The organism is Wolbachia endosymbiont of Tribolium confusum, from assembly GCF_020405475.1.
Taxonomy (GTDB): domain Bacteria; phylum Pseudomonadota; class Alphaproteobacteria; order Rickettsiales; family Anaplasmataceae; genus Wolbachia.
Genome location: NZ_JAIZNT010000005.1, coordinates 105403 through 120116 on the forward strand (window position 1 = coordinate 105403; position 14714 = coordinate 120116).

The 14714-nt window shown below is 34.2% G+C and carries 13 protein-coding genes and 1 pseudogene; 6 read left to right on the forward strand and 8 right to left on the reverse strand.

The genetic code is table 11. The features are described 5' to 3' along the window. Positions 1-99: 99 nt before the first annotated feature. From LEM02_RS04325 to folD, 5 genes are all read left to right on the forward strand, one after another. The gene (locus LEM02_RS04325) at positions 100-1278 is read left to right on the forward strand and encodes an aspartate aminotransferase family protein (protein ID WP_226080009.1); all 1179 of its coding nucleotides are present in this window, start codon (positions 100-102) and stop codon (positions 1276-1278) included. A 68-nt stretch (positions 1279-1346) separates the two neighbouring features. Next, on the forward strand, positions 1347-2624 hold the full coding sequence (locus LEM02_RS04330) for an HlyC/CorC family transporter (protein ID WP_226080010.1): 1278 nt from the start codon (positions 1347-1349) through the stop codon (positions 2622-2624). Positions 2625-2633: 9 nt separating this feature from the next. Then, positions 2634-2900, forward strand: coding sequence for a DUF2312 domain-containing protein (locus LEM02_RS04335; protein WP_226080012.1), 267 nt, complete (start codon positions 2634-2636; stop codon positions 2898-2900). Further along, complete coding sequence (locus LEM02_RS04340; protein WP_226080014.1) at positions 2893-3468, forward strand: UbiX family flavin prenyltransferase; 576 nt, start codon at positions 2893-2895, stop codon at positions 3466-3468. Before LEM02_RS04335 ends, LEM02_RS04340 begins: the two co-directional genes overlap by 8 nt. Next, positions 3452-4339 carry a bifunctional methylenetetrahydrofolate dehydrogenase/methenyltetrahydrofolate cyclohydrolase FolD gene (folD, locus tag LEM02_RS04345; protein WP_226080016.1) on the forward strand — a complete coding sequence of 296 codons (888 nt, stop codon included), beginning with the start codon at positions 3452-3454 and terminating at the stop codon, positions 4337-4339. The genes LEM02_RS04340 and folD overlap by 17 nt, the downstream gene beginning before the upstream one ends. Positions 4340-4438: 99 nt before the next feature. On the opposite strand, the gene LEM02_RS04350 is transcribed toward folD, so the two are convergent. The 7 genes from LEM02_RS04350 to LEM02_RS04380 form a co-directional block, all read right to left on the reverse strand. Next, positions 4439-5167, reverse strand: a complete 729-nt coding sequence (locus LEM02_RS04350; protein WP_226080036.1) for a hypothetical protein — start codon at positions 5165-5167, stop codon at positions 4439-4441. A 156-nt stretch (positions 5168-5323) separates the two neighbouring features. Beyond that, the gene (locus tag LEM02_RS04355) at positions 5324-5884 is read right to left on the reverse strand and encodes an outer membrane beta-barrel protein (RefSeq protein WP_226080018.1); all 561 of its coding nucleotides are present in this window, start codon (positions 5882-5884) and stop codon (positions 5324-5326) included. Between the two features lie 120 nt (positions 5885-6004). After that, positions 6005-8530 carry a leucine--tRNA ligase gene (leuS, locus tag LEM02_RS04360; protein ID WP_226080020.1) on the reverse strand — a complete coding sequence of 842 codons (2526 nt, stop codon included), beginning with the start codon at positions 8528-8530 and terminating at the stop codon, positions 6005-6007. A gap of 4 nt (positions 8531-8534) precedes the next feature. Then, a complete protein-coding gene (locus tag LEM02_RS04365; RefSeq protein ID WP_226080023.1) occupies positions 8535-9125 on the reverse strand; it encodes a murein hydrolase activator EnvC family protein in 591 nt (196 codons plus the stop codon). Between the two features lie 52 nt (positions 9126-9177). Continuing rightward, entirely contained in the window at positions 9178-9504 is a 327-nt protein-coding gene (locus LEM02_RS04370) for a MerR family transcriptional regulator (RefSeq protein WP_010402982.1), read from the reverse strand. Further along, positions 9501-9800: an integration host factor subunit alpha gene (locus LEM02_RS04375; RefSeq protein ID WP_226080025.1), complete on the reverse strand. Its 300-nt coding sequence runs from the start codon at positions 9798-9800 to the stop codon at positions 9501-9503. The genes LEM02_RS04370 and LEM02_RS04375 overlap by 4 nt, the downstream gene beginning before the upstream one ends. A gap of 38 nt (positions 9801-9838) precedes the next feature. After that, entirely contained in the window at positions 9839-11035 is a 1197-nt protein-coding gene (locus LEM02_RS04380) for an MFS transporter (protein WP_226080027.1), read from the reverse strand. A 486-nt stretch (positions 11036-11521) separates the two neighbouring features. Between LEM02_RS04380 and LEM02_RS04385 the strand changes: the two genes are divergently transcribed. Beyond that, positions 11522-12346, forward strand: coding sequence for an endonuclease/exonuclease/phosphatase family protein (locus LEM02_RS04385; RefSeq protein WP_226080029.1), 825 nt, complete (start codon positions 11522-11524; stop codon positions 12344-12346). A gap of 1067 nt (positions 12347-13413) precedes the next feature. Here LEM02_RS04385 and LEM02_RS04390 read toward each other — a convergent pair. Continuing rightward, a pseudogene (locus LEM02_RS04390) lies at positions 13414-14714 on the reverse strand (IS110 family RNA-guided transposase); the annotation flags it as partial.

Genomic DNA, 14714 nt, shown 5'->3' on the forward strand with positions numbered 1-14714 from the left:
TTCTGAATTTTATGTTGAACTGTATAATATTAGCCCAATTTTTAGTTGAAGCAATATTAAGGGAAAGCTTTTTCATGCACAGTATAGATAATATTTAAAGTGGATCACGTTGTTAATGCTTATAATAGATCTGAAGCTTCTATAGTTAGAGGAGAAGGAGTATATCTCTTCGATAAGGATGGTAAAAAATATTTAGACTTTGCTGCAGGAATTTCTACAACTTCTCTAGGGCATTGTCATCCATACATTACAGATAAACTGAAGGAGCAACTGGATTCATTATGGCACTGCTCTAATATTTTTACTATTCCCCAGCAGGAAAGGCTTGCTCAGCGTTTAACAGAACTTACCTTTGCCGATAAAGTTTTTTTCTGCTCAAGTGGACTTGAAGCAACAGAAGCTGCAATTAAATTTATTCGCCGCTATTTCTACTTAAATGGACAAGAAAAGCGCAGTCACATCATTGCAATTGAAGGAGGTTTTCATGGCCGCAGTATTGCTGCAATTTCAGCTGGGGGAAATGAAAAATCACGCGAAGGTTTTGCTCCACTCCTTTCTGGTTTTGATAAAGTTCCAAGAAATAACATTGAAGCATTAGAAAAGAAAATCAATAGCGAAACAGCTGCCATATTTTTAGAGCCCATACAAAGTGAAGGCGGAGTACATCCATTGGACGTAGAGTATCTTAAAAAAGTAAGAGAGATAACAAAAGCTCAAGGAATAATTTTATGCTTTGATGAAGTGCAATGCGGATATGGACGGATTGGCTCTCTATTTTACTATCAAAATATAGGAGTTGAACCTGATATGCTCACTTGTGCGAAGGCTATGGGTAATGGATTTCCTCTGGCTGCATGTTTAGTAAAAGATTATATAGCAGAAGCAATCACTCCAGGAACTCATGGGTCAACTTATGGAGGTAATCCACTTGCTATGACTGTTGGTAATGCAGTACTCGATGTAATGCTAAAGGAAGGCTTTTTTGACCATGTTAAGAAGGTCAGTAAATATCTAAAAGAAAAGTTGTTGCTTTTGACTGAAGAATTTCCGAAGATCGTTTCAGAAGTTCGTGGAGAGGGTTTATTGATAGGGATAGAGCTTAGAGTACCTTTGGCTGATAAAATTGTTAGACAATCTCTTGACGAAGGCTTAATAGTGACTAAAATTTTAAATAATAGGGTAATAAGAATAACTCCTCCACTTATTGTTGAGAACATGCATGTGAATGCAGTGTGTAGTATATTTCATGGTTTGTTTTTTAATATTAAAGATATATAGACTTGCAAATGCTTCTTACAACATATAAAATCAACTCTGTTTTTATATCGCAATAACATCATACTCTAATGAATTGGTTATTGATTTCAGTATTGTCAGCAATTTTCTTTTTATTGATTTTATCGTTTTTGTTCTCAGGAGCAGAAATAGGGTTAACCTCAATTAGCCGATCCCGAGTTAATAAACTAAAGCTAGAAGGTAACAAAAAAGCCAAGATAATAGAGCTTTTGTTAGGTAAGAAAGAATTAACAATAGGAACAATATTACTGTGCAACACAATTATTAACATTACTTGTTCTGCTTTATTTACAGCAATATTTATAAATTTCTTTGAAAGTGAAGGCATCTTTTTCTCAACAGCTATGATGACGTTTTGTATTTTGCTGTTTTGCGAAGTGTTACCAAAAACTTACGCCATGCAAAACCCTGAAAAATTTACATTACTTTCTGCTTATTTTATGCTGTTTTTTGTCAAGATTCTTTCTCCATTGACATTAGGTATTCAGTTTATTGTCAATCTTATTCTGAAGTTATGTGGGCTTCATAAGAATAGGGAGGTAATATCTGCAGCAGATGCAATGCGTAATATGATTACTCTTCATCGCAGTGAAGGAACTATGTTACAACAGGATTTAGATATGCTAAGTAGTATACTCGACTTGGCTGAAACAGAAATATCACAAATTATGACCCACAGGAGAAACTTATTTTCTCTTGATATAGATCGAAACAAAGAAGAATTAATAAGAGAGATTTTAACCAGCAGCCATAGTAGAGTACCTTTATGGCAAAAAGAACCAGATAATATTGTTGGAGTGGTTCACGTGAAAAATCTGATAAACGCCTTGCGTGAAAAGGATAATAAAATAGAGATTGCCCAAGTTATGTCAAAGCCTTGGTTTATACCAGAAAGTACGCCGCTTCGTGTACAACTTCACAACTTCCGTAAAAACAGGAAACACCTTGCATTTGTTATTGATGAGTATGGAGCGTTGCAGGGAATTGTAACTCTTGAGGATATACTAGAAGAAATAGTTGGAGAAATTTCGGATGAACATGATTTGATTACAGAAAATTTTATAAAAAAAATATCTGATAGCGTGTATCACATAGAAGGAAAATCTACTATTAGAGACATTAACAGACAGTTACATTGGAATCTACCTGATGATGAAGCTACAACTCTAGCAGGTATGATTGTAAATGAGATAGAGCGCATTCCTGATGAGGGTGAAGAATTTTATATATATGGTTTTCATTTTAAGATTTTAAAAAAAGATAAAAATATTATTACTGTGATTGAAGTACAAGTAAAAACTGATAATACTATAGTAGTAATTAATTAGTTAGGTTCTATGGAAGATACAGTAAAAATAACGGCTAAAGATTTGAAGAGCTATATAGAGAGAATCGAAAAACTTGAACAAGAAAAGAGGGATGTGCAAGATCACATTCGTGATGTATATACAAAAGCTGCAGATGAAGGTTGGGATATAAAAGTGATGAAACAAATAATTAGGCTAAGAAAGATGGATGATGATGACAGAGAAGAACAGGAAATATTACTTGATACCTATAAACGTGCATTGGGAATGAGTTGCGAAGAAGAGCTAAGTGAATAATAAAATTGTGATTGGAATAAGTGGAGCGTCTGGTTCTATTTACGGTGTACGGATTCTAGAGGCACTAAAAAATACCAATCATGAAACTCATTTAGTGATCAGCAGTGCTGGAAAAATAACTATAGCTCATGAGATTAAAGAAAAACTTGAAGATATTATATCGCTTGCAGATTTTTACTATTCTGAAGAAAAAATAGGAGAAAAAATAGCAAGCGGCTCATTTAAAACCTCAGGTATGGTCATTGCTCCATGTTCTATGAAAACAATGTCCGAAATAGCATCAGGGGTAACTTCCAATCTATTAACAAGGGCTGCAGATGTAACGCTAAAAGAAAGAAGAAAATTAGTTCTTATGGTGCGAGAGTCACCGCTGCATCTTGGGCATTTGCAAAATATGTTAAAACTAACGGAGATGGGAGCAATTATTGCTCCGCCGATGCCTGCTTTTTATATTAAACCAAAATCTTTGGATGATATTGTAAATCATGCTGTTGGTAAAGTATTGAATTTATTTGATATCGCATTACCTGACTTCAAGGAGTGGCAAGGAAATGTCAATTATTATTAACGGTAAAAAAATAGCAAATGATCTCTGTGAGGAGCTATCAAAAAAAATTGATATTTTAAAGAAAGAGTATAATGTTTTTCCTTGTCTTAAAGTAATTCTTGTGGGTAGCAATCCAGCAAGTCAGGTCTACGTTCGTAATAAACAAAGAAAAGCAGAATCAATCGGCATAAGTTCTGAAACTATTGTTTTGCCTGATAGTATCTCAGAAGATGAATTGATTGAAAAAGTTAATACATTAAATGAAGATTCATCTGTGCATGGAATTTTAGTTCAGTTACCTTTACCAAAGCACATCAGTGCAAGCAGAATAATTAATACAGTAGGTGTTGAAAAGGATGTAGATGGCTTTCATGATGAGAATGTTGGCAGGTTAGTTAAAGGTGAAAAAAATTGTCTGATACCTTGTACTCCCAAAGGTTCTTTGCATTTAATTAAGTCAGTTGAAAATAATCTGTCCGGTAAAAATGCGATAATCATTGGCAGATCAAATATTGTGGGTAAGCCAATGTTTCACCTATTGTTGCAAGAAAATTGCACTGTTACCATCTTGCATTCACAAAGTAGGGATTTAGCTGATTATTGCTCTAAGGCGGATATAGTAGTTGCAGCAGTTGGAAAGCCAAATTTTGTTCAACCAGATTGGATAAAAAAAGGTGCAATAGTGATTGATGTTGGCATAAATAGCATTAACATAGGAAATCAAAGTAAGCTTGTGGGTGATGTTGACTTTGAGGGAGTAAAAGAAAAAGTCAAAGCTATTACTCCAGTGCCTGGTGGAGTTGGCCCGATGACAATAGCATTTCTTATGATAAACACTGTAGTTGCTGCTTGCTTACAGCGGGAAGTTGATCCTTCTGATTTTATTGCTTAAGGTTTAGCTTAATGTTAGCATAAACAGAATACCTTTGCAAATAGCACATATGTAGCACCGAGCATACAACTGTGTAGAAGGATTCAAAGTGTTCATAGCTTAAAAGTTATAACGTATACCTACTTCTATGATTGCACCTGGTATTTGTACTGGTGGCTTGAAGGCACTTAATTGCCCATTTGCAGCAATAGCAACTGTAGCAACTATCTGCGGAGTAAATTCATAATCAACACCTACCTTTAGTTTATAGGAAATAGAACTCAGTATTTTGTCTACTAAAGATGGATCAGACGTTACTTTGCTTTCATCAGCAGATAGTAGAGCTGGAGCTTCTTGACTCCCTTCTTCCTCTTCACTTTTATTATTGTTTTCTGTATCATCTTTATTCACAATTTTACCTGAATCACCGTTATCTGCAACATTTTTGCCTGTAGTTTCATCTGTACTACTGCCACCTAAGCCAAAAGAAGGCAATACTTGGATATATCCGCCCAGTCCTATACTAGCATATAATTTAATGGGATCAATTTCAAGATCAGGATAGTAACGGTAATTCGCCAACAAGCTAGCTCCTACTTTCCTTTTTTGTTTATCAGCTATATCACTTATGTTAGTAAGAACCTCAAGTTCAAACTTAGAACTTTTATTATGATGATAACCGAAAACAACGCTAGGTTTAAGTTGAAATTTTTCACCCCATTGAGTACCAAAGTTTAAACCTGCGTAGTACTGATCTTCGTACCGCTCTTCTAACTCACTTGCACTACTACTAGCTGTACTTGCTAAAGATAAAGCAAGCAATGTAGCAAACAATTTTTTCATTTTCATATTACTCATATATAACATTCCTTAAAACAGACTAAAATAAATGTTCAAATATGCTAGCAGCAAATTTAATTGTCTTGAGCATTGTCAAACATTTTTATATTACACTAACTATTAAGCATTGATATAACGTTATGGAAATTAAAACTTAAACCAACATTAAAAACTATAACGTACTCCTACTTCCAGAATCATATCCGGTATTGCCATTCTTTTTAAACCACTCAGTTGCCCGCCTACGTTAATGCCAGCTGTACCAACTATCTGTGAAGCAATTTCATAATCAACACCAACCTTCAATTTGTACGAAATAGCATTCAGTATTTTATCTACTGTCTTAGTAATAGCTGGATAGGGAGCAGGACCCATTGCTTGTAGGTGTCCTCCTAAACCTGCACTGACGTATAGTTTAACAGGATCGATATCAAGATTAGGGTAATAACGATAATTTGCTAATAAGCTAACTCCTACTTTCCTTTTTGCTGCCACAGTTAAATCACTCATGTCAGTGAGAACTTCAAGTTCAAATTTAGAATTTTTGTCATAATGATAACCAAAAACAATGCTAGGCTTCATTTTAAAACCGCCACCCCATCCACTACCAAAGTTTAAACCTGCGTAGTACTGATCTTTTGTACTGTTACTAGCTTTGTTGCTAGCTGCATCTGCTAAAGATGAAGTGAGCAATAAAGCTAAAACGCACAATCCTTTTATTTTCATATAATTACCCATACAAAAAAATATATAATGCGTAAGTATACATCCTTTATATTAAAAAAGATATAACCAAATATCAAAAAAAGTATAACTATGAAATTAGGGGCATGCTACTCAAAATTTTTATATAACTATATTTACTACCTTATTTGGTACAGCATATATAGTGCGAATTTTGCTTTGATCAATTTTATTAGATACAGAATCTGTTGCTATTTTCTTCAATTCTTCTTGAGATAAACCAGTTGCTACTTTGATGGTCGCACGCAACTTTCCATTGATCTGCACTGCCACAATTACCATATTATCAATTAGTAGTGATTCATCAGCTTGTGGCCAAGGCTTTAGATATAGCATACCTTTGCCTCCTATTTCTTGCCATAAATTTTCAGCTAAGTGTGGCATGAATGGTTCGATTACTCTAATTAGTATGCATATACCTTCATCAATAAGAGATTTTCCAGTTTTTACGTCTATTTCAGCTATTAAATTTGTCATTTCACGAAACTTTGCTACCACACAGTTTAATCTGCAGTTCTCCAAGTCATCTGTAAGCCCTTGCAATAGTTTATGGATTTTTTTTCTGTACTCTAGGAGTTTACCTACAATGTTTTCATTATCATAGTGTATGTTTACGGGCCTAAGTTGCACTACCATACGCCACAATTTATTTATGTAGCGAAAACAACCTTCCACGCCATCATCAGACCATTCCATATCTTTTTCTGGAGGAGTATCAGACAATACAAACAAGCGAGCAGTGTCAGCACCGTATTTTTCTATGATAAAGTTTGGGTCAACTGTGTTCTTTTTCGATTTGCTCATCTTTTCAATTTTTCCAACTTGAACCTTAGCACCCTTCGCAATCAACTCTTTTGCTTCTTCGGGAAAGAGCCATTTGCCATTCTCATCTTTATAAGTTACATGACAGACCATTCCTTGAGTGATTAAAGTAGAGAAAGGCTCTTTAACATCAAAATAGCCACATTTAGTTAAAGCACGGCAGAAAAACCTTGAGTAAAGCAAATGTAGAATTGCATGTTCTATTCCACCTATATAATAATCAACAGGCATAAAACGATTACAAGTATCTTTATTAATCGATTTATTTTCACTGCAAAATGCAGCAAAATACCAAGAAGATTCAAAAAAAGTGTCAAATGTATCAGTTTCACGTTCTGCTTGCTTTCCGCACTTTGGACAATCAACAAATTTCCAGGTTGGGTGCTTATCCAGGGGATTACCACCACTTGTAAATTCTACATCCGTTGGTAGAACAACAGGGAGGTCTTTTTCTGGAACTGGAACAATTTCACAATCTTTACAATGTATAATAGGTATAGGACATCCCCAATAACGTTGCCTTGAAATTCCCCAGTCGTGTAGACGATAGTTTATTGTTTTCTTACCTATTCCTTTTTCTTCAAGTTTTTTTATGATTACTTTTTTTGCCTCATTAATCATTAGTCCGTTTAAGAATTCAGAATTGAACATCACTCCATCACCGAAGTACGGTTCTTTTAAGATCTCTGTGCTCTCTTCACAAACTACAGGAATAATCGGTAAACCATACTTCTGTGCAAATTCAAAATCACGCTGATCATGTGCAGGGCAACCAAAAATCGCACCTTCTCCATATTCCATCAACACAAAATTCGCTATATAAATTGGTAATTCCTTGTCGAGAAATGGGTGCCTGACGTTCAGTCCAGTGTAAATTCCAATTTTTTCATCATTCTCCCCCTTTGTGTTTATATCATCAATTGTCATTCCAGTGCGTGACCATTCATCTTTTTGCTGGATCCCAGTGTCGGAGCACTGGGATGACAAAACTTCAGGAGCATCTGGAAGCGTGATATCCTGCACAATAGGGTGCTCTGCCGCTACTGCAAGAAAAGAAGCTCCAAATAAAGTATGAGGAGAAGTTGTAAAAATCTTTAATTTCTTATTCAGGCCAACTATTTCAAAATCTATAGTTGCCCCTTCAGATTTTCCTATCCAGCGCTCTTGCATAGTTTTGACTTTTTCTGGCCAATTTTTTAAACTTTGCAGACAATGAAGCAAATCTTCAGCAAAATCAGTAATCTTTAAAAACCACTGAGATAACTTACGTTTTTCAACAACTGCACCTGATCGCCATCCTTTTCCATCAACCACTTGCTCATTTGCAAGCACTGTTTGGTCCACTGGATCCCAATTAACCCACGACTCTTTTCGATAGGCAAGACCATGCTTTAAAAAATCCAGAAAAAATTTCTGTTCGTGTTTGTAATAATCAGGCTCACATGTGGAGAACTCACGATCCCAATTGTATGAAAGACCTATAGATTTTAGCTGCGCGCGCATATTATCTATATTATCTCTTGTCCATGCTGCAGGGTTAATGTTATTGTCCCTTGCTGCATTTTCAGCTGGTAATCCAAACGCATCCCAGCCAATTGGGTGCAAAACCTCAAATCCACGAGCTCTCTTGTAACGTGTTATAACATCTCCTATTGCATAGTTACGCAGGTGCCCCATATGAATCTTACCAGATGGATATGGAAACATTTCCAACACGTAACATTTCTTCTTTTTACTATCTTTGCTTACAGAAAAATCCCACTTATTTTGGTAGAATTTTTCAACGTTTTTAAAATCATATTTCATAAATTCAATCACAGTTTATATGTACTAAAGGATCGACTGCTTGACTATTATGCCTTATTGTGAAACACATCTGCGGATCTTTATCTTTTGTGCTTGATTTACCTGCAGATCCAATTACTTGACCTTGTTTTACTTTATCACCAATTTCAACTTGTATGTTTTTTAAATAGGAGTACATAGTCATGTAATTATCTTTATGTTCCACTATAATTAAATTTCCGTACCACCTCAGGCCTTTGCCTACATATATTACTTTGCCAGGTGCAGAAGCAATAACCTTTGTTCCACTTTGAGCAGTAATTTTTATGCCATCTTGACATATTTTATCAGAAGAGGTAACTGCACCTTTAACCGGTATTACAAATTTACACATGCTTTGTGCATTATTATTATATACCTTATCTACGAAGGCTTTTCTACTTTCTTTTTGCAGCGAAGAATCAACATTTTCTTTAATCAAATGATACTCCCTTGTGTACTCCAGGTCTCTTTTTCCATAAAACTCTTCACCTTTAAGTAGTACAGGTGCAGGTTTTTGCAGGCCACAGCTTATCAGTATTGCTGATAATATAAAGAACAAGGCTATACGACACATACACTTATCTCTAGATATGTCAACTTTCACAAAACTTTATAGTGTTTTTCGTCTATTTATTACTTTCTTCATTTATTTTATCAGTCAAATAGTCTCTTAAATCGGTAAGTTCTTGCAACAAATTTCTTGAATAATGATCAATTCTTACATCGTTACCAAATTCCTTTTGTACTCCTTTTATTGTATATCCTTTGTCATATAGCATATATTTTATTTTCTTTATTGCCTCTATACACTTATGATCATATAGTCTTCTTCCCTTCCGTTTTATGGGTTTAATTTGATGGAATTGACTTTCCCAGAATCTTAAAACATGCTGCTCCAAATGTAGTTCTTCAGCTACTTCTCCAATTGTGTAAAATAATTTTTCCTTATTCATTGATTATTTATTAATTTCTTCATTATTTTTGAAGGTCTAAAAGAAATTGATTTTCTCGCTTGAATTACTACCCTTTCCGATGTCTTTGGTATATTTCCTGGTCTTTCTTTCTTGTTTTTAACCAAAAATGTTCCAAATGAAGATATTTTTACTATTCCATCCTTTGCTAAGCTCGTTTTTATCTCATCCAATATATCATCTATTATTGCAATAGAGTCTTCTTTCGATAATCCAATTTCCTGATTTATACATTCAGCTATTGTTGCCTTAGTTACTGTTGTGTCTTTTGTTGTCATAATTTATTACAGTATGTTAATATAATATAACAATCGACTCAAGATTCAGCTACTTTATTTTTATAGTATGTTTCTTTTGTAGCATAATTAAAAATACTAGCAAATGTTAACATTGCAAATATTGTGAAAAGCGCCATTTGATGATCTGAAAAAAGCGCTAAAATTGACACTAAAATTCCACTCATAACAAACATAAATCCATTGATAATGGATGATGATGTGCTAATATATTTCTGCTCAACAATCTCACTGCCAACAGTAAAATTAAGCATATGTCCGCCTGCAAAAAAACCAAACATTAACATACAAAAGTATATAATATGAACTGTTAAATTGCCGTATAGTAAAATAATAACTGAAATACCTTGCAATATGGCAAAAGCAGAGATTACGTGCCTTCTATTTTTAAATAGATTTGAGATTAGATCTGCAATTGGAGCACCAACTGCAAGACCAAGCCACAATATTGCAGTTGCCACACCTGACTCCATTGTATTGAGTTCCAAGTTGCTTAGTAACCTTGGTGCCCACAGCATATTAAGCGCTAAAAATGTTCCAAAAGTAATAGCACCCACTACTGAAGTTATCCAGATATCTCTTAATTTTAACACTGTTATTACAGAGCATATTACTGTTTTTATAGAGCTTTTTATTGTGTATTTTTCCAAACTTTTTTTTGAAAGTGCTTTCGGATAAAAAAACGTAAGTACAAATATCGACACGCCAAATAATATTACGTATACAATCAGATTCTTCCAATCTGCACCTTCGGCAAGCAAGCTAGAGAACAACATTTGAATCATCAAAGCAGAAAGACTTGAAATTGTCTGCACTAGTGAGAACAGCAGTCCAAATTGGGTAATGGGAAAGTATGTGCTACTTATATGAGCAGCACCAATAAAACCAAACGATGCTCCAATTGCAATCAACAATTGAGATAAAATTAGATGGACAAAACTGTCACTACTAATAAGGATAAAAAACCCAAAGATCATAATCGACAACGAGAAAAAATAAATTTTTTTGCTGGAAAAAACATTAAACATTGCCCCACTAAAAAATTGTGAGATAGCAAAAGTCCAAGTATATACTGAATTAGCCAGTGCAACTTGCGCAATTGTAATCCCAAGTTCTTTTTCAAGATTCACACTTATAAAGGTATAGATTATTTGCATATTGCTGAATATAACAATCAAGTTACTAATCAGCCAAATGAACCAAGCTCTACTTTCCATTTAAGCTCTGACTACTGTTAAAATAGTTACAATTATAGTATGATATAAAAGCTATGAAATAACAAATTTGTTGTAAGATTTAATTTGTTAGAGCCTGTACGTAATCTCGAGAAAGGAATAAGTTCAACAATCATCACCTATAAGATAAAGGGTGAAAATTTGAAATTATCATGAACTGGTTCATTTTTCTGAAAAGTCTTCTTATCTATAATTGCCAGGTTGCGTGCTCAAAGGTACCTTCCCCAAAACTGTTTTTGTACAGTCTTGCATTTGCACTTAAAAAGTTGCAAAATTTTACTAATCTTTGCTATAACTGATACTATATAAACATATTCTCCCATTTTAAAAAGTTAGAATCTGTTTCTGGTTCTGGAAAGAACTATTATCTTTGCCTCAAGGTAAGATAATTCTAAAAGGGGAAAAAAATAACTTGTTGCATTACTAAATTTTTGATAGACTACCTATGCAAAAACGCTAGGGGTATAAATGAAAATCTTAAGTTATAATATTTTAGCAAAGTCTTACGCACAACAAAAATTCTTTCCAAAAGTAGATTCTGATTTTTTAAAATGGGAGAATAGGAAGCAGTACCTGGTTAATGATATTCTAAAGCACGATTCTGATATTCTACTCTTTCAGGAAATGGAAGGAGGAGAAATGTATGATTTCTTGCGTGAAGAACTTGCTAATGCTGGATACGAGTCTCACTTTCTTGAAAGAGCAAAGGATGGAAAAAATGATGGGGTAGCTACTTTTTATAGAAGGGATAAACTTTCTAGTATTCCACCTGAAGAAGTAAAACTAAAAGAATGTCATGGTAAAATTCAAGGAAGAGTAGCGTTAATCTCAAGATTCAAAACTCATGATGGTGCCTCTATCAACACAATTAACATTCATCTTGAATGGGTGCCAAAAGATAAGCAAAAAACTGAAACTGAATATGATGGCTATGACCAAATGAAGTCTCTACTAGAAAGGAGTGACGTGGATATTAAAAATGGAAATTGGATTGTATGTGGAGATTTTAATGCAAATCCAGAAAGTAGTGTATATAAGCTTTGTATCGAAAAAGGCTTAATTGATGCTTTTGCTGCAAATTCGTATAACACCTGCAATACTAATGAGAATCCAAAAAGAATAGATTTTTGCTTTTTATCACCAAGTATAAAGAAATATATACCATATGCTATGGAAGGCCTAGGTAAAGAGGACATAGTTCCAAGAGAAGAAATACCGTCAGATCATCTTCCATTGAATGTAATGGTTGATGTCACAGTTGAACAGCACAAGCAAAGACAATTAGAGTTATAAAATCTTGTTTAATACACATTAAAGTGGACCTATGTTTTGCCACTCAGAACCTATCTTGAAAGGGAAAAAAGGAAAGAATAAAGCAAAAAATAGAAGGGTAACAAGTGATATAAGTGACAAGGCTAAACGTTGCACAAGGGGTGATAGGTAGGCAAAAACATAATATCAGAACAATTATTAATGCAATAAAATATGTAATGAGGGAATGCTAACCTTTAATATAGTTATGCAAGAAGTCTAATTTGAAATATTAACGTAAAAAATTGCTTCCATATATTTTAAATCTGATTATAATTACAGTTAGAGATATTTTAAGAGCTCAAAATCTATCTTTGTCTGCAGACTTTTCAGTCAAACTTTTAATCAAAAAGCGTATTCTTCAGAGCATGTAAGTGTGCTTAATTTCTGTCGTATGTGCGCTGCACTTTTTTCTAATCTTTTTTACGCAGGAGGATTTTATGTCCAGAATTCCAGATACTTGACCTTTACTTTAGCTAAAAACCAATAGGCGCCTATTGTTTAACGCTAATTAAAATAAAAATTTTTCTAATATATAGAAGAATTACAAAATCACTGTTACTGAAAACGGGGCAAGAAAGTTGCTAATGTCAAAGAATTTTAGGTAAACGTTGTTTACTTGATATATGAGCGTACTCTCCTTACTTCAAGAAGTATTTAATATGACTACTATTATACTTATGAAATTAACCATTCAAGACATCCGTTCAGGGGTGTGGCAAAATAAGGTAAAAGTGAATTTACAACAATAAGGCAGTGCCCAGACACTGGAATCCAGCCTTTTGTAGTCTCATTGAAAGCGTTGCTTTTAATATCTATGATGAGGTTGCTTGTGGGCACCAGTGTCAAGCACTGGGATGACATTACTTTTGCTTCAATATTTACACATTAGCCATGCATCTGAACAGATACCACTTAAGTCCTTTCAAGATATGTTCTTAGATAATAGTTTTTCAAATCTTTGGTAAATCAAAGTCAGCTTAACTATTAATTATTTATCTTTTTTCTAGTTATGCAACGGGCCTATTATTAAACCTTCTAATAAACTCCTAAGAACCTCCTTCATCTATCGGCTCCTCTTTCATTAGTATATAACCAAATTCCTTTGCTTTTTTAAGCAAATTTTTGACTACTCTCTCTTTGTAAAGTGTTTCATAATAGTTCATTCCTTTTTCTACATACTCTTGTCCATATTTCAACATTTGATAAAAGATACATGCTAATTTCCTTGCTGTTGCAGTTATTGCTTTTGGTGCTCCTAGCCTTTTTTTCAGCCTTCTACTATATGCACCTATTGCACTTTTGCTTCTCAACACACAATGGGCAGCCATCCGAAAGGCATTCGCAGCGCGGTTAATAACTTTACGAGTTCCTGTTCCAACAATTTTTTCTCCTGTAATTTTATTAGCAGGGCTTAATCCAAGCCAGGAAGAAAAATGTTTTTCTGTTGGCCATTTATTGTGGTTTATACCTGTTTCCGAAATGATAGTTTGTACACTTAATACATCAAATCCTGGGACTTTAGTAAAATCTATCCCGGTTATTCGATTTAAATCTTCATCCACAGCAAAATCTGGACCATTCTTCTGCTTCCGCTTTCGTATTTTATTCAACATCCTGTTCTCATTTGACTTTGCCTCAAATGTTTTATAGTAATTCTCTATACTTTTATCACATTCCGTTATTTGCTCTTGAGAAAAAGTATATGCTGCATATTCTTGTTTTAGTGCAAATAAGTGTTCTTCTCTATAGTCTCCTGTTAATGCTTTTGCTATAGTAGGCTTATCATTCTTCATGTTTGAATTTCTAAATTCAGCTAGTTTTTGGGGGTCTCTTTCTCCTTCAATTATTGCTTTAATAATTTTCATACCTGTTACACCGTTGATATCACTAATAACCTTGTATAATTGAATATTCATTTGAATTAGCGCTTTTTGCATACGTTGAGTATGTTTAGCTGCATTTTCAATTAGATTAGCACGTTGTCTAACGTAACTACGCAATACACACATTTGATTATCCGGTCTAAATGATCCTTGAAGCAGTCCATAGCTGTGCAATTGTTGCAGCCATTGACAATCTTGAACATCAGACTTTCTACAGGCACATTTTTGACATGTCACGCATTTACTAATTTTACCTCAAATTTATATGATTCTAATATTTGAAATAAGGGAATCCAATATACTCCAGTTGACTCCATGGCCACAGTTCTAACCTGACACTTTTTTAACCACTTTGCTAAGTTGTGTAGATCTACTGTAAAGCACCCAAATTTTTGGATATGTTGTTCATCTCTTCCTTCAGGTACACATACATAATGTACAGTCGAGCCAATATCAATCCCTGA